13 protein-coding genes are annotated in these 22317 nt (G+C 65.7%); 3 read left to right on the top strand and 10 right to left on the bottom strand.

All coding sequences use genetic code 11. From position 1 onward, the window contains the following. Nucleotides 1-14: 14 nt before the first annotated feature. Nucleotides 15-1367 (bottom strand): hypothetical protein, encoded by a 1353-nt coding sequence (locus tag JVH1_RS43435; RefSeq protein ID WP_009475898.1) that lies wholly within the window; start codon nucleotides 1365-1367, stop codon nucleotides 15-17. A gap of 57 nt (nucleotides 1368-1424) precedes the next feature. After that, on the bottom strand, nucleotides 1425-5765 hold the full coding sequence (gene mobF / locus JVH1_RS43430) for a MobF family relaxase (RefSeq protein ID WP_009475899.1): 4341 nt from the start codon (nucleotides 5763-5765) through the stop codon (nucleotides 1425-1427). Between the two features lie 236 nt (nucleotides 5766-6001). On the opposite strand from mobF, the gene JVH1_RS43425 reads away from it, so the two are divergent. The 3 genes from JVH1_RS43425 to JVH1_RS43415 all read left to right on the top strand — a co-directional run bounded on the left by JVH1_RS43425 (nucleotide 6002) and on the right by JVH1_RS43415 (nucleotide 8265). After that, nucleotides 6002-6634 carry a hypothetical protein gene (locus JVH1_RS43425; RefSeq protein ID WP_009475900.1) on the top strand — a complete coding sequence of 211 codons (633 nt, stop codon included), beginning with the start codon at nucleotides 6002-6004 and terminating at the stop codon, nucleotides 6632-6634. 351 nt (nucleotides 6635-6985) lie between these two features. Next, nucleotides 6986-7396 (top strand): HNH endonuclease, encoded by a 411-nt coding sequence (locus JVH1_RS43420; protein WP_237735164.1) that lies wholly within the window; start codon nucleotides 6986-6988, stop codon nucleotides 7394-7396. Nucleotides 7397-7434: 38 nt separating this feature from the next. Beyond that, nucleotides 7435-8265: a hypothetical protein gene (locus JVH1_RS43415; RefSeq protein ID WP_371113196.1), complete on the top strand. Its 831-nt coding sequence runs from the start codon at nucleotides 7435-7437 to the stop codon at nucleotides 8263-8265. Nucleotides 8266-8341: 76 nt separating this feature from the next. Here JVH1_RS43415 and JVH1_RS43410 read toward each other — a convergent pair whose 3' ends face one another. The 8 genes from JVH1_RS43410 to JVH1_RS43375 all read right to left on the bottom strand — a co-directional run bounded on the left by JVH1_RS43410 (nucleotide 8342) and on the right by JVH1_RS43375 (nucleotide 22035). Continuing rightward, a complete protein-coding gene (locus JVH1_RS43410) occupies nucleotides 8342-9580 on the bottom strand; it encodes a pentapeptide repeat-containing protein (RefSeq protein ID WP_009475903.1) in 1239 nt (412 codons plus the stop codon). 78 nt (nucleotides 9581-9658) lie between these two features. Then, on the bottom strand, nucleotides 9659-10627 hold the full coding sequence (locus JVH1_RS43405) for a Fic family protein (protein WP_009475904.1): 969 nt from the start codon (nucleotides 10625-10627) through the stop codon (nucleotides 9659-9661). Next, a complete protein-coding gene (locus tag JVH1_RS43400; protein WP_009475905.1) occupies nucleotides 10624-10827 on the bottom strand; it encodes a hypothetical protein in 204 nt (67 codons plus the stop codon). Before JVH1_RS43400 ends, JVH1_RS43405 begins: the two co-directional genes overlap by 4 nt. Next, nucleotides 10824-19892, bottom strand: coding sequence for a helicase-related protein (locus JVH1_RS43395; RefSeq protein WP_009475906.1), 9069 nt, complete (start codon nucleotides 19890-19892; stop codon nucleotides 10824-10826). The genes JVH1_RS43400 and JVH1_RS43395 overlap by 4 nt, the downstream gene beginning before the upstream one ends. Before the next feature lie 77 nt (nucleotides 19893-19969). Further along, on the bottom strand, nucleotides 19970-20629 hold the full coding sequence (locus JVH1_RS43390; protein ID WP_009475907.1) for a hypothetical protein: 660 nt from the start codon (nucleotides 20627-20629) through the stop codon (nucleotides 19970-19972). Between the two features lie 190 nt (nucleotides 20630-20819). Beyond that, nucleotides 20820-21032, bottom strand: coding sequence for a hypothetical protein (locus JVH1_RS43385; RefSeq protein ID WP_009475908.1), 213 nt, complete (start codon nucleotides 21030-21032; stop codon nucleotides 20820-20822). 26 nt (nucleotides 21033-21058) lie between these two features. After that, nucleotides 21059-21640, bottom strand: a complete 582-nt coding sequence (locus JVH1_RS43380) for a hypothetical protein (protein WP_009475909.1) — start codon at nucleotides 21638-21640, stop codon at nucleotides 21059-21061. A gap of 23 nt (nucleotides 21641-21663) precedes the next feature. Then, nucleotides 21664-22035 (bottom strand): hypothetical protein, encoded by a 372-nt coding sequence (locus JVH1_RS43375; protein ID WP_009475910.1) that lies wholly within the window; start codon nucleotides 22033-22035, stop codon nucleotides 21664-21666. Between the last annotated feature and the right edge of the window lie 282 nt (nucleotides 22036-22317).

Genomic DNA, 22317 nt, shown 5'->3' with positions numbered 1-22317 from the left:
TGTTCGGAGCCGCTCTAGACCGAGTGCACGGTGTCTCGGCGGTGTTCGCGGTCGAGTTGCGGTTCCTGCTCGAAGGCGAGTTCGCTCTCTTCATCGGGCCGCTGCTCGACGTTGAGGAGTTCCTTGATGGATCGGGGGTGGCTGGACATGGCAGCCTTCATCGCGGGGGCAATGCTGGCGGCCAGGTTCGCGAGTTCTTCGTTGAGCTGGGTCAGGTTGATCGGCGACAGATTGGCGGCGACGTCGTCGTCGCCGGCCACTGGTCCGGCTGCTTGGGCGAGTCCTCGTCCCACGGAGTCGAGCACGCTCTTGGTCTTGTCGACCTTCGATTGGCCACCGCTGACGGGTGCCTTCTCCGCCGATTCTTCCGCTGCAGTTTCGGGCACGGGACCGAGCTGGGCTTCAGAAAGCTGGGCGAGCTGGTCGTAGGCGGGAAGTCCCCGCGCGGCCACATATCCCAGTGCGACGGCAGATGCGGCGTCGAAGACGCGGCGATCGTTGGTCGTCTCTCGCTCGATGCGCTCCTGGTCGGCGGCGGCGAGTTCATCCTTCGTTGTCTCATTGGCGGCGTGGAAGAGGACCGCGTTTCGGCGTTCGTGCTCGCGCAGGGAGCGCAGCCGTGCGTCGTTGTCCTGGACCAGCCTATTCAAGCGTTGGGCATTGGCCGACTCCACGCCTTCGAGGTGGCGCGCCGCCGCGGCGGCGGCCAGGACCTGGATTCTGGTCTGATCGATCGGTGCACCTCGGTAGACGCCCAGCACCTCACGGATCGGTTTGGGGCGGGCGACCTTTTGGCCGGTTCGATGGCGTACCTCGACGTCGGTCAGGAACGCTGCGATGTCGTGCACACGCTGATTCGGCGGCGGCGCGGTGTGCTGCTTCGACCGTTTCGTCTGGCTGTCGCGGGGTCTCGCCGCGATGGCATCGACACGTACTCCGTCGTCGACCGCTCGTGTAGAGGTGCGGGTGGGTGCGGGTTCTTTGGTGAGTGCCGGCGAGTGTGCGTAGTCGTCTGACCGGTCCGGTTCGTCGGCGGCTACCTGTTCACCGTCTTCGCCTGTTGGCCAGGATGGGTCGAGGTCGAGTTGCTCTTGCGGTTCGAGTGAACCCGCGTCGGCCGCCACGGATTCGTTGGATAGGCCGGGAGTCGGTTGGATGCCGGCCTCGCGGTTGTCGGGCTCCTGATCGTGGTACTCCCAGTCTCCCGAGGGGGTTCGTCGCGGTACGCGTAGGCGTCGCGGTGCGTCGAGGTCGAGTTCCTCCTCGTACCCGGTCACCTCTTCCTCGTCGTAGTTCCGTTCGGCCCAATCGGCCTCTTCGTCCATGCGTTGCTGGTACTCGTCGGTGGTGCGGTCGATGTCGGCCATGCCTTCTCCTCCTCGTTTCCCCCCTCGCTGGTGGCGGCGAGGATGTTCAGTGCTCAGCTACAGCTCCGGGCCACGATCGTGTTCCTCGTCGTAGGGCGGTTCCTCGTCGTAGGCCGGCGGTGGCTCCTGCTCGTAGATGGGCGGTGGATCTTGCTCGTAGATGGGCGGTGCCGGGTCGTTCTGCTGTTCGGTGATCTGTGCGTTCCGGCGCCGCGGTCCTGTTGCGCTGCTGTCGGTCCGGTGACGTTGTTCTGCCTCGATGAGCTCAAGCCGCTTCCGGTCGGTGGCGAGCGACTTTTCGAGTCGCGCGATTCGCGTCTGGAGCTGCCCGAGTACCCGCTCGTCCGTCTGCTCGGCCCGCTGGCGGCGTCCATGGTTGGCGCGGTTCGCGGCCGCCGATGCTTCGATCGCACCCCATCGTCGTTCGGACGGCGCATCCGCTTCGGCGGCCTGCCGGGCGGCGCTGGCCTGTTCGATCTGTTCGGCGGTGGCGGCGGGATCGCGCTGGATCCGGTTATGGATCTCACGGGCGCGGCGCACCGCGAGGATCTTCTGCTCTTCGGCCTCAATCTCAGCGATGACCGAATTGACCGCGCCTGCGGTCGATTCGTTGGTCGCACGATCGAGTTCGTGCTTTGCCGATCCGAGCATCTGCCGTGTGTCGGATATACGTCGGCGCGCGGCCGCGGCGGCGGTGTTCAGCTCGTCGGTGCCGTACGCCGAGTAGACACTGGCCGCCTGGCGTGGCGCGGTGATCTGCTCGATCTGCTTCTTCACTGCCTCGGTGCGGACCTCATTCAGTGATGCGAACGGGTCTGCAACGTCGTCGCCTACGTTCCACAGAATCCGTGAGACCGCCACCTCAGTGGCGGTGCTGTGGAACAGGGCTTGCTTGCGTGGATCGGTACCGGGGTCGCCGAGTGCTGCGGCCCATTCCGCGCCGCTGTCGATCGCCTTCTCGATGTAGGTGTCGACGTAGGCGTGCATCTGTTCCTGGTGCTGGCGGGCGTAGGCGGCGAGGATCTTGTCCTCGCCGGCCGCGGCTTCGGAGAGGAGCGGAACGCGGTATCGGGCAACGGCGTCGGTTCGGCTACGGGGCAGTTTTCCGGGTGCGGTTGCCTTGCCGAGCGTATCGGCCATGACCTTGCCGGGGGTGTTCCTCTCGTCGTCGAGCTTGCCCTTCTTGCCGACCGCCCGCATCACATTGGCGGCGTCGGTGAGGAGCTGGCGGGTGTCCCAGCCGAACGTCTCTGACTGTGCGACGGTCTCGACGATCTTGTCCCAACCGCCGAATGTGTGGACCCAGGTGAACTGTTTGTCGGTGAGGATTTCGTCCAGCAGCGCGGCGGTGTGTTCCTCGTACAGGGCACTGACGGCGGCGATGTAGCCGTCCTTGATGGCGTCGAACGACTCGGCGTGAACGCGGGCCTCTTCGATCATCTGGTGCGCGGTGCGCTGCGATCCGTCGCGGGCCAAGATCCCCTTGATGACCCCGAGAGCGCCGGGATGCTCATCGGGTCGATGCTCGAAGTCCCAATCGGGGAGTTCGTCTTCCGCCGCGTAGGCGATGTTCTTGCTCTTGCCTCGTGTCATCGCGACGTAGAAGCCCTGCCGGTCCATCCCCGCGGAGGTCAGGACGTGGCAGGACCCGACCGTCATTCCCTGCGACCGGTGGACCGTGGCGGCATAGCCGAGTTGGACGTTCTCGGCGATGTAGTCGGAAGCGACGACAACGCGGCCGCCGCTGGCGTGGTTCTCCAGGCGCAGTGAGCCGTCGGCGCCGATCTCGACGATGGTCCACAGATCACCGTTGTTGACGCGTCCGGTGCGTTTGCCCCTGTCGTCCTTCACGACGTACTTGCTGTTGTTCTTGCGGGTGACCACGACGTCGCCGACCGCCCCTTCGAGCCCATCGGCGAGCACGATCCCAGGCCCGGTGACGGTGCCGTTGTCCCGGTAGTACGCGGTGGCTTTCAGGTTCAGTTCGCGCACCAGGTCGTTGGTCGGGGCGACCATGAGGGTGACCTCGTCGTCTTCGACGTCGGCGACGTAGGCGTTGAAGACCTTGTCGGCGAGCTCATGAGTCATGGCCGACTGAATGCGGTCGTTCTCCTCGTACCACTCGATCGCGCTCTCGTCGCCGTCGCGGAGCATCAGGCTCGCGGCCGCTTCACCCTCGGTGCGGAATCGGTGGATCTTCGACAGGAACGGCGCAAAGGTGCGCTCGGCCAGATCGCGAAGAACACCGCCGGACTCCACTGAGGCCAACTGCTGGTGATCGCCGAGAAGGCGCACCACGGCCCCGGCATCCGCCGCGATTCGAGTGAGGTCGGCAAGGTTTCGAGCCGATGCCATGCCGGCCTCGTCCACCAAAAGAAGGTCTCCGGCGTCGATCCCAGTCGGGACGCCGTGCTTGTCGCGGGTCAGGATGTCCGCGATGGTGCGGCCCTCGACCTCGATTTCCGATCCGAGAACTTCCGCGGCGCGGGCAGATGGTCCGAGTGCGATGACCTTGCCGTTCGTCTGTTCCCATGCTCGGGCGACCACTTTGGCGGCGGTGGTCTTTCCGGCGCCCGCGGCGCCGACGGCCACGGCGACCGTCTTCTTGGCGGTGAGGAAGTGCTCGATCATCGCGATCTGATCGGTTCCGAGGTGGAACCCGTCGATCTTCGATTCCTTCGCGACGGCCTTCTCGATCTTCCGGATCTGGCGCCGGATGACACGATCCGCGACGGTCAGTTCGCTCGCGGCGTCGGCCTTGCTGCGCATGAATGACTCAGCGGCGAGGACCGACTCGGAGGTGTAGCGCATGGTGGTGCGGTCGACGGTGTGCAGTCGAACCAGACCACCTTCGATCTCCTCGGACAGCTTGTCCGGGGCAACGTAGATCTCGGTGAACACGGGGATGCAATGGTTCTTCACGAGGGTGTCGACGGCCGCGCGGACGTAGACGTCCAGGTCGAGATCGTCGGCGAAGCTGAACGCTCGGGCTTGCCGCTGAACCTCGGCGGTGAGACTGTAAACGGTCCAGGTTCCGACCTTGCGGGACAAGTCTTCTTCGACGGTGCGGATCAGTTCCGGGAGGTCGGCGGGGCCGAACGGAGGTCGGCTATCGTGGCCGGTCTGTGCCTCTTCCACCAGCTGCTGGGGTGAGGTGTCGACGATGATTGCGCGTGCCCGCTCGTCCCACTCGGCCCGCAGTTCTGCCATCGACCGGGGCGGGTTCTTCGCGTTGCGGGTGTCCAACGTTGCCTGCTGCGCTTGCGCGAACTGGACCTTCTTCGGCGGATTCTTGCCGTGGCGGGCGGTGTACTCGCGGGCCAGTTCTGCCTGCCGGTCCACGATGGCCTGACGGCGCGAGAACTCTTCGATCAGCGCCAGTGGGATGCCTTCGACTTCGTAGACCGGCTGCTTTCCGGCAGGGGTGTCGGCGCGTGGCGCGAAGCTCACGCCGAGGTTGCGTGCCACCAGATCCGCGACTCGGGTGTTGTACCGCTCGGACGCTGAGACGGCCGCACGGTAAAACATGCGGCCGTCGATAGTGGTCCACTTACCCTCCGCGTAGACCCGGTTCAGGACCGCGCAGTGCGTGTGCAGGTTCGGGTCGCCGACTCGGTTGTCCCAGTGGTCGAATCGGGCGATGAGCAGACCCTCGGCCTTGACCATCCGCGTTCCTCCGGCGCCGCGCCGGGTGTAGGTCAGTTCGTCCTCGACGTACCCCAAGGTCTCGTCGACGGCCTGGCGGTGCGCCGCCTCGATGACCTCCTTCACGCGTGGATCGCCCAGCCCCCACAGCAACGAGACTGACTTCATGGGCGTGAAGACGAGGTCGTAGCCCGCGACCGGCTGCCGCATCTTCCGGTAGCTGTCGGCGATGAACTTGGTAACCTCAGCGTCGCTCAGCAGAGCTGCCTTGTCGCCCTTCGCCTTCCCAAGATGGCGCACCGCGACGTCCCACTTGATGGCATCCTTCGCCGCAGATTCGGGAAACTTGCCGGTCGCGCGCTTGTAGTCGTTGCACCGATCCACGACCTCGTGGACGTACTCCTGCGAAGCAGTGAACCAGCTGAACGGCCGACCGAGCGCCGTCGCGGCGGACCAGTCATAGCGTTCCTGCTGCGAGGCCGTCACCGGCGGCATCGTGGCAAAAGCGTTCGGAGTTCGCGCGGCACCGAACGACGAACGCATCGCACTTTCGGTCACTACGTCGCCGACGGCGACTCCGGCTCGCGCCGTAGCTTTCCCGTACCAACGCCCAGGCGGCGTGCCCTTGGCGTTGTAGTAGTCGATGACATCGCCCTTTTTCGACTCGGTCGCGTCGCCGGCCGCGACGTGGTTCGTCAGGTACGTGTATCCATCCCCAGCTGAGAGCTTGTGGATGGTCATCATGGCGACCATTGTGCCAGGTGGCACCTTTAGTGCAAGAGGTGTGTAAAAGATTTTGGACCTGCCGCAGGCAGGTCCATGTTTATACGGTGCCGTCAGGCTCAGTTTCTTCTCGCCGGAGGCGAGGGTGTTAGGTAGTTGCTCGTCCGAACGTTGGATGTGTCGATTCGGTTCGTATTTGAATTCACAGATCGCTGTCTCCGCGTTGCGCCCGCCCACGCGCGTGCCGAGCCGATACACTTCGCGCCATGGCCACCCCATCTGAAACGGCGGCGATCCGCTCCCGCCGACTGCACACCGTCAAGAACGTCGAAGAGAACGTCAAGGCAGCAAGGCAGCGCGCGCTCGAGCGTCAGAACCGCATCGAGGAGTTGTCGAAGCCGCTGAACTCGGTGTCGGAGAAGCTCGCCCGCCTCGATCGCGAAAGGGATTCGGTGTCCGCTGCGGGTGACCGCCGAATCGAGTCGTTGAAGAACGGACTCCAGAAGAAGATCGAGAAGCTCAAGGCCGACACCGCCGCACAGATCGAGCAGGCCAAAAAGGACTCGGAGACAAAGCTCGCGGAGCTCCACACTTCGCAGCGCAAGTCCGAGGACGCACTGATGCTCGAGTACGCCCAGGCGATCGTGCAGTTCTCACACAGCGGATCGAACGCCGACCTCGCCACCGTCCTCGGTATCTCCCAAAAGAAGGCGAAGGAACTGATCGCATCCTCGACGGCCGAACTGGAGAAGGCCGGCATCTCCACCGACCGGCCCACCGACACGGCGTCGCAAGCGAACACGCCGGCGCCGTCCGCGGAACAGCCTGCACCCGCGACGGAGGACGAGGGCGAGACTGAGGCGGCACCGGTCGACGCGCCTGCCCTCGCCTCGGCGTGACGGCCCGGTCCGGGGCTGAAACGTTCGGAAGGCTAGACCATGACCCTCTACGACATGGCCCCGTGGCTGCAGCCCGTGTGGCAGGGCGCGATCGACCTCTGGCTCTCGCTGTGGTGGCCGGGGTCGATATGAACGGCATGGACCGGCTAGGTCGATCGGGCCGGACGGCACAGGCGCGGGTTTGCGTGATCAGTGAGTGAAGAAGTCGAGCCGGGGTTGTGGCCTGCAGAAGAATCTGAGGGCACCGGTCCCGGCTCCGTTGATGTTCCGGCCGGCACTCGCCGACGGCGCTCCGTCGATACGACACTTGCTCCGAATGCGCGCGCGACTGCACTGTTCTGGTCGAAGGTCGTGAAGTCCCCGACCTGTTGGTACTGGACCGGCGCAATCAGTGCACCGGACGGGTACGGCCGATTCAACTATCAACGCGACAACCGCCAGCGGACGGTCCTCGCGCACCGCTTCTCGGTGGAGCTGGTGCACGGTCCAATGGACGACGGTGTCGTGTGCGAGCACAAGTGCAACGAACCGCTCTGCGTCCGTGTACACCCGAAGCATTTGGTGCAGTCGACGTACTCGGAGAACGTTCGATTCGCGATCGCGCTCGGACGGTTGGTCGGGCACACACTCCTCGACGGCAACGGTCGATCACGCGTCGACCGTTCTCTCGCCATTCGGGAAGCCTTGCGGTTTGGCTACAACGAAGAAGCGGTGCTTCGCGCAAAGACGGATCCAGGCCCAGACCAAGGCGTTCTGTTCTGAAACACTCCGACCTCGGCGGTCGTCTAGAGTTTCTCAGCATGTCGGAGACAGGCAAGTCGACCCGCAGCCCCATCATGCTGTCACGGGGGGCACGCATTTCATCAGGCGCAGTTGGCTTGGTCTCAGCAAGCCTTGGCGGATGGTCGGTCTTTGCGAGCACGAACCAAGCCGGAAGTACCGCCCTGTTGTTACTCGGTGCCGTCTTTCTTCTCATGGCCATGACGGGGCGCGTCCCCGACCGCATCGGAAGAGAAGGAATCGAACACGACTCCATCGAAGAGAAGACGGTCAAGGACGCACTAGAGTTCGGAAGCCCGGGGACGCAGAGGGAAGTCGCGGAGCTCCTGAATAGCAACGCACGCGAAGTCCGAAGGTGGACCGCACCAACGGAAACGCTTGTTACGCCCGCCGACAGCTCGCGAGCGCAGGCACTTGCCCGAATCATCAGTCTTGAGGAAGCGGTCGCTTCGGTGATCGCTACGACAGTCGCTCCACCCTTCACCGTCGAACGCGATGTTCAGGTGGGGAAGTCGCCGCAGTTGCACGGCGCGACGGTGGACATCGTCATCAACAGAGGCGACGCACTCCCCATTGGTGTCGTAGTTCTAGCGGGCCCCCGCACTGCGAAGAGTGGTCACGTCCTCAAACAGCTGAATGAAATGGTTGCAGAAGGCTCACTCGCCCACGCCATCATCGTTGTAGCCCGTGCCGGAACCGATCCCAACCGCGCCTGGTGGGTGGAACCCAGAGAGATCACCGATGGCAACATCACGGTCGTCGAGTTCGATGACCATCAGGTCGGCGAGGTGTCCAGCGAAGCTGCCGTTCTCATCAGCAGCGCCGTCGAGAAGGCTCTCCGAAGTTCGTGATCGGCCCCAGGCGCTGATACCCGTCGGAGTGGGGTACGCGCCGGGCTTTTGTGCCGCCGCGGGTGCCGTCGATCGATCAGTCTGATTCCTCGCTGCCGTCATCGCCTAAGCACGGTTGGTTCTGCTCCATAAGACCTGCTCTCTCGGCGGCCGCCGGCCTCGCCTCCAAGTTGCGTGGTGTGAACCCGTCGGGCCAAGTGGTGTCGTCGTCTACCAGAACACCGGTAACGTCCGCCCCGGCTAGAGCCGCCCCCGTCAGATCCACTCCCATCAAGTTCGCGCCGACCAAATTTGCCCCCCTCAGGTTCGCATCTGTGAGGGTCGCCCCACCCAGCCTCGCCCCCTGCAGAATGGCGCCATGCAAGTTCGAGCCGTCCAGATTCGCCCCGGTCATATAGGCGCCCACCAATTTCGCGCGGACGAGTTCCGCCCCCCTCAGACTTACGTGTCGCATGTGGGCGCCCGTAAGATCGACCTCCATCATCGAAGCGCCATCTAGACGCGCTTCGTTAAGTTTTGCGTCCGACAGGTTCGCGTCCTCCAACTTCGCACCGTCGAGACGCGCTTTAAGGAGTATGGCGTGCGATAGATCGGCGCCCAGAAATCTCACACCGCGGAGGTCTGCCTCGTACAAACGAGCTCCACTCAGATCCGCGCGGGACAGGTCGACCGCAATCAGCGACCGCACACCAACTTTTCCTGCCTTCAGCCAATCCCCCACCTCTAGGCGCCAGTCAATACTTTGTTTTCCCAACACCTCGATGATCGATGCACGAACCGCGTGCTCGTCGGGATCAGGCGCATCAGAGATCCGATCAACAAGCCGCCGGCTGGCTCGGAGATACGAACACAGTAGGTTCACGCATACTTGTGCGCCGGAAGCCGCGAGCGATCCTCGGCCGGTTAGTTCGCCGAATCGGATCCAGTCATCGGCAAGGGCTGCGACGGCATACACTCCGGCTTCGCGAATCGCTGGGCTACTATCGGCCAGCTGCTGCGCTGCGGTGGTGTATCGCTCGCGTAGGTCGGCTTCTCGATCTCGTTCGGCCTTCTCCTTGTGGTGGTGTGCGTCCTGGGACCGGCTCTTTTCCCCGTTGTGGAAGGCGAGATAGCCGGCGGTAATGGCCCCTGCGCCAGCGAGAGCGGTAGCGAGTGGTTGCGCGGCGACTTCCCAGATCTGTGTGCTGCCGGGGACGGCGAAGAGCCGACCGATAAGGTAGCCGCCCGCGAGTCCAGCGATGCCTGTGCTCACCGGGACGCCGATTCGTCGGTGCAGCTGCTTCGATGTGGCTGTCGATTCGGCGTCGGCGTTCATGTTGTTCCTTCGGGAAGCAGTCGCTCGGTCGTAGATCGGCTCGAAACAGTATCTGTTCTCCAGGCGGAACTCGATCTTCTACAGCTCGTACCCGGTGTCGTGTGCGGGCGCCCGCTCCGGACCGCGCGCTTCCGCTGGCTCCGCCCGTGATTCGGCCCTGCCCGAGAGCATCCCCTCGATGGGGCGGGGATGCCCCGCGGTCGCAGTGCGTAGTGAGCCGATGTCGTAGCCGTGGCCCGCGGTCGATGCTTCCGGGTCGCGCGGTGGTGCGGCGACGACCACGGCGGCGTCGATCGTTTCGTGTAGCAGCGTGGTCTCGCCGGTCTGCATGTACTCGAATCGTCCCCACACGAATTGCTCCCGCAGATCCCCGACCAACGAACTCTCGTGGGGAAGGTTCGCTTCGGCGGGTTGGAATCGTGCGGTGTCGAAGGAGTAGCCGGCGTCCGCGCTGAGTTGTGTGAAGAACGCGAACTGCGCCCGGGTGTTCCCTTCCCGGAACGGGTGGACGTAGTTGATCCGCGCCCACACCTTCGTCAGCTCGTCGACGAATGTCTCGCGGTCGAGTCCGCGCAAGTGGTTCTTGGCTGCCATTCGATCGAGCACCGCGGTGCCGTATCCGCGGACCTCTTTGGCGGCGAAGTAGCGGTGCGGGATCTCCGGTGGGTTTCGGATGCCCTGCCGGTACGCCTGCACGTCCGGTCCGAGTTTGACCATCGGCCAATCACGTGGGGCTGTGCGCAGTTCGCCGGCCCAGGGGTAGACGTCCTGGAACAGGTGGTGGTGGATCCGGCGCAGGTGTGTCAGGTCGTAGTTGCCGGGGATCGGCTCACGTCTCAGTTCGGACATGCGCTTGTACGTCGCCAGCCCCTCGTACACATCGAGGACCTCCGGGTCGGTGATGCCGTACGGCCGATCGGCGGACACACGAACGAGGTTGCGCATGACAGCACCGGAGATGTCCGGGAATCCGGTGGCATCCCATTGCACCGTCGACGGGATGAAGTAGTCGATCCACTCCTGTGAGAACGGGCGCGGCCGGGTCACTGCTCGGTCTGGGCTCGTCGGCGAAGGATCGAGTCGAGCGCATCGTCGAGCGTGATGTTCTCCTGCAGCAGTTGGACGAGGAGTTCCTTGGTGGGCTCGTCCATCGCTCGTCCCTCGATGGCCATGATCGGCGCGAGCCGCTCGTATTCGGCTCGCGCCTGCGCCTCGGTCAGACCGCGCGGTGGTTCGTCGTCGTTCATACGGCGCGCTCGCCTTCTTCGTCGATGCCGTAACCGTGGTCGATCTCGGCTTCCGGGTGGATCGGGGTGACGTTCCCATTGTCCGCGGCAGTGGTGGTGCCGAGGACATCTCGGATGGGGCGGGCGTGTCCGCTGCTGGCGGCCTTGATGCCGTCGATGACGGACTGCTCCACGATCGTGGCGACCGGTTGGGTCGGCTCGATGATGGTGTCCGTTGACTGATCGGGTGCTGCGGCTTGTCCGGCGCGGAGTTCGACGCCGCGTTTGAGGCTGGCTTCGTACAGCTTCTCCCGGGGCACCTCACGTTCCTTGGCGAGCTTGTCGGCGCTGCGTTCGCCGGTGGCGAAGGCGTCGCCGCGGCGGTTGGCGGCTCCGCGATCAGTCTGCCCGGCGCCGTCCCAGGATTCCCAGTTCCACTGCCGGCCGTGCCAGTACGTGCGGGCGCCGGGCATTCCGGAGTTGGGGTCGAAGCCGTACCGCCACTCGTATTCGCTGGAGTCGAGAGTTTGCCAGGGCCGCCGTTGGAGGTCTTCGGCGCGGGCTTGGGCGTTTTCTTCCCACTCCTTGCGGGCGGCGGCCATGCGCCCGGGCACGCTCGCGATCACCGCTTCGCGGGTCATCCCTTGCTCCTCTGCCCATCCTTCGGTCGGGTTGAGGTCGAGCGACCATCCTCGGTACTGGCCGTCGGCCCGGCGCCGTTCGGTGTCGAGCCGCTCGCGGCGTAGCGCCTCGGGTGAGTTCTCCCGCGAGTTGACCTCGAGGCTCAGTTCGTGGGCCTCGAGTTTCGCCTGTTCGAGTTCGTCTTCCTGGGTGAACACCAGCTCGGGTTCGGCGGTGGCGACTTCGAGTTTGGCCTTGTCGCGTTCGAGTTGAGCTGCGAGTGCGTCGCCGCGGTTGCTGACCGCGGAGAGGTGATTTCGGGTGGACTGGATGAACCCGGTGGTGGCGCTGTCGAGTGCGACGATGTCGATCATCTTGTCGCGCTCGATGTAGCGCTCCTCCCCCGCGATGTCGACGATGTAGTTGGCGAGGGTGTGCGAGTAGCCGAGGGTGATCGGGACTCCGTTGATCGACCCGATCGGAAGGAACTTGCGTGCCTTCGTGACCTCTTCGCGGGCCTGTGCCAGCGATTCCTTGACCGCATCGCGAAGTTCGGGTGCCTCGCTGTCGGGCACCGCGCGGCCGGCGACGTGCCAGATGCGTTTGCTGCGGTCCGGGGTGGCGAGCCAGTCCTGGAGTTTCCCGCTCTGTTCCCTCAGTTCGGGCAGCCGTTCCGTCGCGGCCGCGATCTGCCGTTCGAGGGAGCGGATCGTGGCCTGTCGGGCGGCGTTGTTGTTGGTGACGGCGTTGCGTTGAGCTTCGAGCATGGTGACCTTCTGCTCGGCCTCGACCTGCTGGACGAAGACCGGGTCGCCGGTGGCGGCGGCCTTGGTCTGCGCCCACGACAACGACAGGTCGCCGCCGACGTCCTCCATCGTCTGGGGGACGTCTTCACGGCGCAGCTGGGCGACGAACCCGGACTTGCGGGCGACGTACTGGTACATCATCGCGTCGTAGGAGCGGCGGGCCACGACGTTGATGACGCTGACCTTCTCGAAGGTGTTGCCCTGGCGGATGATGCGTCCGATCCGCTGTTCCATGTCCGCGGCCGTCCAGGCCGGATCGAGGTTGACGAGCTGTTTGAGTGCGCGCTGGACGTTGAGTCCGGTGCCGCCCTTCTTCGTCGAGGTCAGCAGGACACGGATCCGCCCGTCGCGGCACGCCTCGGTGAGTTTGGCTTTTGCCTTGGGCGAGTTGTGGTCGTGCATGAAGGCGATTTCCTCGGGTTTCATCCCGCGTGCGATCAGGGCGTCGCGCAGTTCGGTGTAGACGTTGCGGGCGCGGCGGCTGTCGCCGACCTTCGGTGTCCCGCGGTCGCAGAACACGAGCTGGAAGGCGCCGGTCATGTCCGGGCCGTATTTGTCGGCCGGAATGACCACGTCGGCGTTGTCGACGTAGGCGTTCCAGATGGCGTCGGCGGCGACCTCGACCCGGGAGTTCTCCGGGGGCGGGGACGGCAGGTTCGCCAGTCTCGGGTGCATGGCGACGTTGCGCCCGTCGGTGGAGATCTTGAGCGTGTTGTCGATGTGCATCTCATCGCCCTTGACGTTGCCCAGGCGTTCGTCCAGGTCGGCGACGAAATCGAGGACGTCATGGCCCTGGTCGAATTCGAGGATCGTGGGCGTTCCTCCCTCGATGACGGGCAGCCGAACCGGGATCTGGTCGGCGGTGACGACGTCCCGGAACTGGTCGAGCATCGCGACGAGCTGGGGCACGTTCGCGTACTCGGCCATGCGGGTGACCATCCGCAGTTTGGTTCCGGTGATGTTCATTTCGACCGCGGTGACGGGCTTGGCGAAGGTGCCGGCCCAGTTGTCGATCCGGCTCATTCCCGTCCGTGTCAGCAGGTCCGGCCGCAGCATCTTGGTCATCACCCAGATCTCCGACATGGCGTTGGTGATCGGGGTGCCGGTGGCGAAGGCCATCGCCTTGGCGGGCGCGTTGGGTTTGCCGGCCCGGGCGTTGCGGTCCTGGGCTTGCTTGCGCAGGAACCTTGCCTTCATTTCCAGGTCGGTGGCCCGCTGCGACCCTTCCGCTACCGACAGGTCAGCGGAGTTCGAGGGCCGTGAGAGGTTCTTGTAGTCGTGTGCCTCGTCGATGAACATGAAGTCGCACCCGGACTGCTCGAAGCTCAGACCGTCGTCGGTGGACTTCTGCCCGACGATCGTCTCGATGCGCTTCTTCATCGCCTTGATCGCGTTCTCGATCTGTTTGACCGAGAACTCCGATCCGGACTTGGTGGCGGCCGCGAGGGCGCCCCGCAGTTCGGCTTCCTCGTTCTCGAGGTACTCGATCTGCGCCTCGCGTTTCATCGCGATCAGGCCGAACACGGACTGCGGGACGATCACCATGTCCCAGTCACCGACGGCGGTCTGCCCGATGAACCGTTGCCGGTCCTCGATCCCGTCGAGCTCGGAGGCGACGAGGATCTTCGCGTTCGGGTAGGCGTCGCGGGCCTCGTTGCCCCACTGTGAGAGCAGGTGGTTGGGGACGACGACCCACGGCTGGCGGACCTGCCCGAGTCGTTTGGCCTCCATGCAGGACACCGTCATGGTCAACGTCTTGCCGGCGCCGACGACGTGATCGAGCAGGATCGTCTCGTCGTGCAGGAACCGTTGGACGGCGGCGGCCTGGTAGTCGTACAGCTCGTACTTGGGGTTCAGCCCGGGGAACTGCTTGAACTCGGTGCCGTACTTCGGTTTGACGAACGAGTTGCACAGCTCGTTGTAGGTGGCGGCGAGTGTGACGTAGCGGTCGCCGTCGGACCACAACCATTCGGCGAACCGCTCCTGCAGGGCTGCCGCGTTCGAGCGGGCTGCGGCCGTCAGTTCGGGATGGAACCGCGGCTTCGGGGACCGCTCGAGTTCCTCGGCGGTCTTGAGGACCTGAACAGCCTTATTGTTGGCGATCAGGTTGAACATCTCGACGCCGGAGAGCTGGGCGCTGCCGTACTTGTCGGTGTAGCCGCTGGTGGGGTTCTTGTGGCGGCTGTTCTGCTCGGTCTCGAAATTCCAGTTGCCGCTGACCTTGTCGAACTCGGTCGTGAGCCGGTTCGGGTTGAGGCCGAACTCCTTGATGAGGAATTCCCGGTAGTACTCCATCGGTACCCAGATCGCGCCGGGCCGGACACCGATGGCGGCCGGATCGACGTCGGGCGGGATGACCCGTTCGAGGGCTTCGACAGCCCCGCCGTAGAGCTCGGGGTCCTCGGCCGCGAGGCGCTGGGACTTGGCGTGCTTGTCGCGGACGTGCCCGGAGAGGAACGTCTCGGCGATCTCCCATTCGCCGGGGTGATCGAGGGACGGGAACATACGCCCGCGGGCCTGGTCGATGACATCGCCGACCTCGAGGTCGAGCAACTCCCCCATCCGCTCGGGTGAGAGGTAGCCGAGTTCGTCGAAGCTGATCGCCATTGCCTCGTCGACATGGTCGGCCGTCTCGGCTCGACTCTTGAACGGGGTGGTGTCCTCGGTGAAGATCGGTGACTTGCTGGCCTCGGCGTCGGTGCCGTCGAACCGCGAGGTGAAGTTCTCGATCGAGAGCACCATGCCGATTCGGGGATCACGCAGGATCGCACCCTTGAGGTGGTTCTGGTTCTTCTGCGGGATCGGCTCCGTAGCGGCCTTGTCCTGCATGTCCTCGAGGACATCGTCGGGGATCGGCCCCGTGTAGGGGCCGGCCTCCTCGGCGCTGAGCCCTTCCTCCCGGGCCTCGGCCTTGCCGGTCTTGATGCGCCACCGGGTGATGGCCTTGTCGAGGCGTTCGGCGATCTTCTTCTCGGTCAGCGGCGCGGGTTCGGTGAGGGTGAACCTGTTGAGCGGTCCCCACCGGTTGGTGTAGCGGTCGTAGAGGGTGCCCAGCTGAACTCGCAGGGCGTCGCGGTCGGCTCGGGTGGAGTCGGTCGAGCGGCTCGCCTCGGTCAGATTCATGACGGTCTCACCGAGTGCGATGAGTACCTTCCACTGCTCGGCCTTGTCCTTGCCGATGCAGTTGACGTAGGTCCATCCCTGACCGATCTTGAACTGCTCGAACTGGCCTTTGACCTCGTCGAACCGCATCGTTCCGGGTTCGACTGTGGTTGCTTCGATTCCGGTGCCGGTCAGCAGGCCAGCGGAGGTGAACGGTGCGGCGGCCGTCGGCGATGGTCGGGGTGCGGTGAATCCGAGTCCGCGGTCGACGGCCCGGTCGATGATCGGGTCGAGCTGGCGGCGGATCTGCTCGGCCAGCGGTGTGTGGGTGCGGGGTTCGACGATCAGATTCAGTTTGCCGTTCGGACCGTTCCCGACCGCCAGGGTGCCGAGCACCCGCTCGGGGTGCTGTTCGAAGTAGCGGTTGATCCAGTACTGCGCCGTCGGTGCGCCGCCCTGGTCCGCGCCCTGTCGATGGTCGAGCGGAATGCTCTTGACCTCGCCGGCCCACGCCGCGGTCTCGGGGGATGGTTCCTGCCCGTCGGGGCGGCGCCGGAAGACCAGTACGTCGGTGACGACCGCGGTCTTGGCCTGCCGGTCGAAAGCTCCGGTCGGCAGCCGCACCGCGCCGATCAGGTCCGCGGTCTCGGTGATCTTCTGACGTGCACCTGGCCGTCTCGCGTCGGAGGTGTACGCGGAGGTCACGACCGCGACGTAGCCGCCGGGGGCGGTGAGGGCGAGAGCTTTGACGATGAATTGGTTGTGCAGGGAATGGCCGTCGGCGTTGTGGATCGGGTCGTAGACGCCGTCCTTGCCGAAGGGCACGTTGCCGATCGCGCCGGTGAAGGTGTCGTCTCCGGCGAAGTTGCGCTCGAATCCGTGGTTGCGGATCTGCTGCGACGGATACAGGTGGTGCGCGATCTGGGCGCTGATCGGCTCGATTTCGACGCCGACCATGTTCACCCCGGCCGGGGCGGTGCCGACGAAGTACCCGGCTCCGCAGCCGGGTTCGAGTATCAGGGCGTTCTTCGGCATCCCTGCGCGTTCGACGGCGCGCCAGAGTTCGTGGACCACGGCCGGATCGGTGTAGTGCGCGTTGAGGGTGGTCTCGCGGGCCTGCGCGAAGCCTCGCTCGCCGAGGAGCTCGTACAACTCGTCGCGTTCGGTGCGCCAGGTATCGCGGAACCGTGCCCGGTTGTCGAATACCTCGGGGACCGCGCCCCAGCCGGACCACTGGGCGAGGACTGTCTGTTCTTCCGCCGTCGCCAGCCGCTGTTCGCGGTCCAGCTCGGTGACCAGCCGGGCAGCGGCGATGTTGGCGCGGACACGGGCTTTCGCGCCGGACGGGACCAGGATGTCGGTGCCCAGCTCGAAGTCCGCGGGTGCCGCGATGGGCTCTGTCGGCCGCGGGACCTCCGCGATCTCCTCGACCTCGGCTTCCTCGACCGCCTCGGAGTCCGCGAGCATCGACTCCAGCAGCGCCTGCCGTTGCGCCAGCTCGCCGGCAGTGGCGGTCAGCGGGTCCAGGGCGGCCAGCTCGTCCGGTGTGAGCGGTGCGGCGGCCTCGGGTGCCTGGGTGATCCCCGGCTCCGGCTCCGCGGCCGGTGCGGAGTCGGCGGGGCCGTACTGGGCGGCGGTCTCGGGGGAAACCCAGACGTGACCGCCGCTTTCCTTGCGGACCTCGATCAGGCCGCCGTTGCGCCACAGCGGACTGGTGATCGGTTCGCCGCGAACATGATCGGGGACTACCGGCAACTCCGCGTCGGCGATGCGAGGGGTCCGCTCAGTGGGGGCCGCCGGGTCGGCGACCCCGGGTTGTTCCGACGACGGGTCGGCCCCTTCTACCTGGGCGGTGGTCTCCTGGTGTTCGTCGAGGACCAGCGGGCTGGCCGGCTCCGCCACGATCTCGATCTCATCGGCGGTGGCCTGTTCGGACTGCGTCTGAGCGTCCCGTTCGGCCTCGACCGTCTGAGTCGCCTCGGCCGTTTCGGACGAGGCAGCGGCGCGTTTGCGCGGCAGGAGCACGCGGGCCTCGTCGATGGCCTCGCGCCAGGAACGAACCTCGCTGTAGACCTGCCCGTCCAGTTCGGCGGCCTCGGTATCTCGGTTCTGCCTCGGCCTTCTCACCTCGATGTGGGTGCCCTCGGGGTCACCGACGTACACCCTGCCGTTTGAGTAGACCGTCAGATCGCTGACGTCGAAGGTGGCGTACGGGTCCTTCGCGTTCTGCTTCCGCATCGCGACCAGGAGCTGCCGGTCGTTCTCCGTCTCCAGCACCCAGTCCAGATCGAACCCCCGCGCTTCGAGCAGGGACACCTCGCTCCCCAACGTGCGGCGCAGGTCGTCGATGATGGTGCGGCGCGCTTCCCGCACCGGCCCGTTGTCGGCGGCGGAGGATCCGTTCTTCGAGTACTTCCAGAGCGGGTCGCTGTGTGCGGCTGCGTGATAGAACTCGTGACCCCGGGCGAGCATGGCGGCGGTGGCCATGATCCGATCGCGCGCCTCGCGCACGGGCCGGTAGGTGCGCTCGACCCACGCCGGGATCGGGTGGCCGGCGGCGTCGAGGAGGCCACCGACAGCGACACGGTAGTCCTCACCGCAGTTGATCTCGGTGTCGCCTCCGGTGAGGGTGTACTCCCATCCGCGGGCGGTGTGGCGGATCCCGGACCGTGGCTTCGACTTCAGACGCAGCCCATGTATGCCGCCGCGTTCGAAGTACTCGTGGCCGTTGTGCGCGTAGACGACCTCCATGTCGTCGTGAAGGTTGGGGACGATGGTGCGCCGCAGTTCGGCGGCGAGCCGCTCCTGGCCGATGCTCGCGGTGGCGGCGACGAGGTCGGGACGCTCGTATTCGAGGACCTCGAAGGCGACCGCGATGGCCGCCTCCAGCTCCGAGCCGCGGGTCCGCGAGGGCAAACCCGCCCAGGGCGCGACGAGGGGATCGGTGCGCAGGTGCGCACGCATCCACTGCGTCCACTCCTCGCGTACCGACTTGTCCCACGTCAGATCGTCGCGGTGCGCGGCAATCCACGCCTGGGCCACCGTCTCGTAGAACCCGGCGTCCTCGAGTGGGCGCAGGTCCCGCACGATGAGCTGGGCGGCTGCCTGCCGGGTCGTGGAGCCGGTTCGGGCGAGCTCGACGAACGTCTCACGGACGATCGTGTCGAACCGGGTGGACTCTGCAAGGTCGCCGGCCGCGCGGCCGCCGACCGCCTCGATGAGGCGGGAATCCGCGGCGGCCGCCGCGTACAGGAATGCCTGGTCGGCGGCCGTGACGTCGCGTTGCGCGTCGACGCAGCCCTTCCACCACTGGTTCGTCATTGCGACCCGTGCCTTTTCGCCCTTGAGCTTGCGCAGCGCGGTGACGAAGGCGGGATCGCAGTCGGGATGCGGCAAGTCCAGCGGTGTGGCGGGGTCGAACTTGACGCGGGCGCGGCGGTACCAGTCGTTTTCCGGGATGACGCCCAGGTCCAGGGCTTCCTGAACGGCCTCGAGGGTCTCGACGCGGTCGTTGAGTTCGAGCAGTTCCGCCTCGGCCTGTTCAAGACTCATCTCGTCGTCGAGATCGAGATCGGTGTCGATCTCGGTGTTCTCGACGGCCGCCAGCACGGACTCTGCGGCGCGCTGCGCGGTTTCGAGGTAGGCCTCGCCGACCTCGCGTTCGACGGCGTCTCGCGCGGCCACCACTGCGTCGGTGACCGCCGTGGTGATCGGGTGTTGGATCGCCTCGGGGCGGCGGGCTTCCCAGTACGCCTCGGCGGCCTTGCGGCCCAGTTCATGCCACCGGTCGGTGCTGAGCAGAATCGTCCGGCACGCGGTGAACATCTCGTCCGAGATGTTCTGCCGGTCGCTCATCAGGTCCGCCAGCGCCACCTGGGCTTTCGTCTTGAAATGTCCCTCTGCCCAAGCGAGGAACTGGGTAGCGGTGTTCGCCGAGGACGCGGCGGAGGTATCGGCTTCGGGGTCCGGCTCGGAAAGTGCCTGCAGGATTCTGACTTCGACCTCGGCGGTCGCGTCCAGGGGCGTAGTGACGGCCGCTGCGTCCTCGACCGGGTCGGTGTCGGCAGAAGCGTCGGCGCTTGCGGCATCGAACTGCGCATTGTCGGTGGGCGCGGGCTCTGGGAACAGGGGGCCGGCGGGACGATCGCGGAACTGGACCTCTTTGAGGTTGCCGCTGAGGATGGCCGAGATGAGGTCGTGCGCTTCGCCCTTGGTGATCGTCGTGTCGACCGTGAACGGCTTCTCGACCTCGCCGGCCAGCTGTTCGAGCTTGCGGATCTGTGCCCGGCTGATCGTGTCGCTACGCCAACCGGCGGCCGGGGTGCGCTCGGCTGTGGACATTTCCTGCACGAGGGCACGCGGCACCTCATGCGGATCGATGCCCAGCGCGTGGATCTGATTGCGCAGCTCACCCTCTCGGGCCGACTGGACGCGCCACTGGGTGCGGAGCCGCTCGAGCTTCCCGGTGATGCTGTGGACGTTCTCGATGTTCGCGACGATCCCGGCCTGCAGCCCCCGCTGCTGCGCGGTCGCGAGCGCCCGCTGAGCGGCCGCCAACTGCCGGGTGAGCTTGGCCCCGTGCCGTTCGAGTTCTGCGACCTGCTCGCTGGCGGCCGCCCACTGCGCTTGTGCAGCTAGAACGGAAGATTCGGGTCCTGTGGCGGATTGCGCCGGATCTCCTCGTCGATCATCTCCGCCAACTCGTCCGCGATCGGGTCGTACGCGGTCATCGGCACCGGCTGGTTGTCCTCGATCCGCTGCGCCACCAGTGCCCGCCCCAACTGCTGGAACCACGCCTGGCGATCGAGCCACACCCGGTGCACGATCTGTTCCGCCACCGGCATCGGCCGCACGTTCAGGCTCTTCCACCGGTCCGGATCGTGTTCCCGCCGGGCCCGCTCCTGCTCCGCCTCGATCTGGTTGTCCGCCCAGGCCTCGAATTCCGTCCTGCGGGCGGCGATCTCCGGTGTCACCTGCGGATACAGTTCCTCGGCGAGGATCATCTCCCGCGCCGCCCGCCACGCCGATTCCTTCGCCTGCACCACGTTCCAGTAGGTCGGGGTCATGCCCCGGTTCGCCTCGGCCCACTGCTCGTGCGCCTGAGTCTCCAGTGGCCCGCTCGCGGACTCGGTCAGCTGCTGCAGGCGCAGGGCCTCCCGGTCGATCCGCTCCAGGTCCTGCGGGGAGGTCGGGTCCAGGCCGAGCCACTCGACCAGAATCCGTCGCGTCTCGTCCGCGATCGTCACGTCGATCCCCTCGACCTGCTCGATCGCTTCCTCGCTCTGCGCTTCCATCCCCTGCTCCTTCATCCTCGAAATCGAACGCGCCCTGGTTGACGTTTCCGCGTGCCACTCGACCTCCTCGTCAGCGCCCATCCGGGGCGACACCCCACCCGAAAACGGGGAGTTTCTGAGGTCGATTTTACTACAGAACTACGACAAAAATGGTGCCTGACCTGCATTAATGCCGAATTCGTTGCCGGATTCAAGTGCTCCGGGAAGCGCCCTGAGGGCGCGCCAGAGCGACGAAGATCATCAGCACCAATGGGGCGATGAACAACCCGCCGATACCCGCCATGAACGCCCGTGCGGGGCGGCGATGGCGGTTGTACGAGCGGCGAGCGCAGACCACCGCCCCTGTGATGGACAACACATTGAACGCGACAAACACGGTGGCGGCGAACGCGTTTCCGTCCATCACGGGGCCAACCTCTCTAGCGGGTGTTAGGTGCCTTCATCGAACCGCACGGGATCGACATCGCTGATCCGGGAGGGGTTGTCGGCCCCGAAGCCGAAACTTCCGGGGGCGGCAGCCCCACCGATCGTTGCGCCCGGCATTGCGGCCGCGAACGGCACGGCCCTCCATTGCGCACCCGATAGGGTGCTGCTGCCCTCCGCGGCCGCGGCTGGGAAGTCGAGGATTTGAGTGACCGCCTCGATCCGGGTCCAGGGCAGTTCGACCTCGATCGTCGCCGGTTGCAGCCGCAGGCGCGAATTGGAGGGATCCAGCTCCCTGGCCTTCGCCAGCAAGCCCGCGAGAGGGTTTTCCACGGTGAACCACGCGGACGAGTGACCGGACTCGAAAACTGTGGTGTGCACGGATCGGTAGCCCTCCAGCGCCTCCAACGCGGCGAGGAACTTGACCTTCTGCGGCCCCAGTTTGGACCGTTCGCTCTCGTCGAGATCGTCGTGGCGGCGCGCCCACGCATCGAAGAGTTGGTTCAGCTCGACCATTTCGACATCGGTGGCGTAGTACTCGAGGTGCGGAATCGTCACGCCCTCCGCGAGGTGAACAACCTTGGCCATGCCTGCTCCTTCTGGATTCTCGTTCATGCCGTCAGTAGTGAGATCAGTTGCCAGACTGCGTGTGCGGTGCTGGCGGCATCGCGCGGGTCGACGGGTCGGTCTGCGACGGTAACCCAGCCCTCCGACGACTTCTCCAACGCTCGGACGAGGAGCGTTCCGGATACGTCGACAACGGTGAACAGGATGTCGTGGCCGTCGCCGCTGCGCCAGATGAGGTCGCCGTCGTCGAGCGTGATGTTCGAAGCCAGGGATTCAGTCTCGGCGTGCGAGTCGCTGCGCTCGTAGAACTCGCGCGCCAGCTGCGCCAGCGCCTGTTCGTGGCCGGCGCCCATCGGTTGATGCACCGCCAGCCCGACCTCGCCGCGCAACGCCTGGTCGATCAACAGAACCGTCACAAGCCTGTCCTTCCGTTCGCGCGTCATCCGCGTTTCGACTCGACAACTCACCACCTACTCTACATAGAGACCTCTCCAAGTAGAATAGGTACGTGCCGGCCGTTGCTCGTCGGGCACGGGATCTGGCTCAAGGTCAAAGACTGACGGCAAGATGAGCCGAGGCGTCTCGGCTGCCTTCTCCGACAGGACGTCGGCGGCGAGTACGCAGGCGAATGCGCCCTGGGTTGTCCTTCGATTAGGGCGGCGTGCGGCCCTGTCTGGGTAACGGGCCTTGCCAGGTCA

Origin of the sequence: Rhodococcus sp. JVH1, assembly GCF_000280725.2 — a bacterium.
GTDB classification, from domain to species: domain Bacteria; phylum Actinomycetota; class Actinomycetes; order Mycobacteriales; family Mycobacteriaceae; genus Rhodococcus_F; species Rhodococcus_F jostii_A.
The sequence above is the reverse complement of the archived record's forward strand: the minus strand, read 5'-3'. Positions and strand labels throughout refer to the sequence as shown.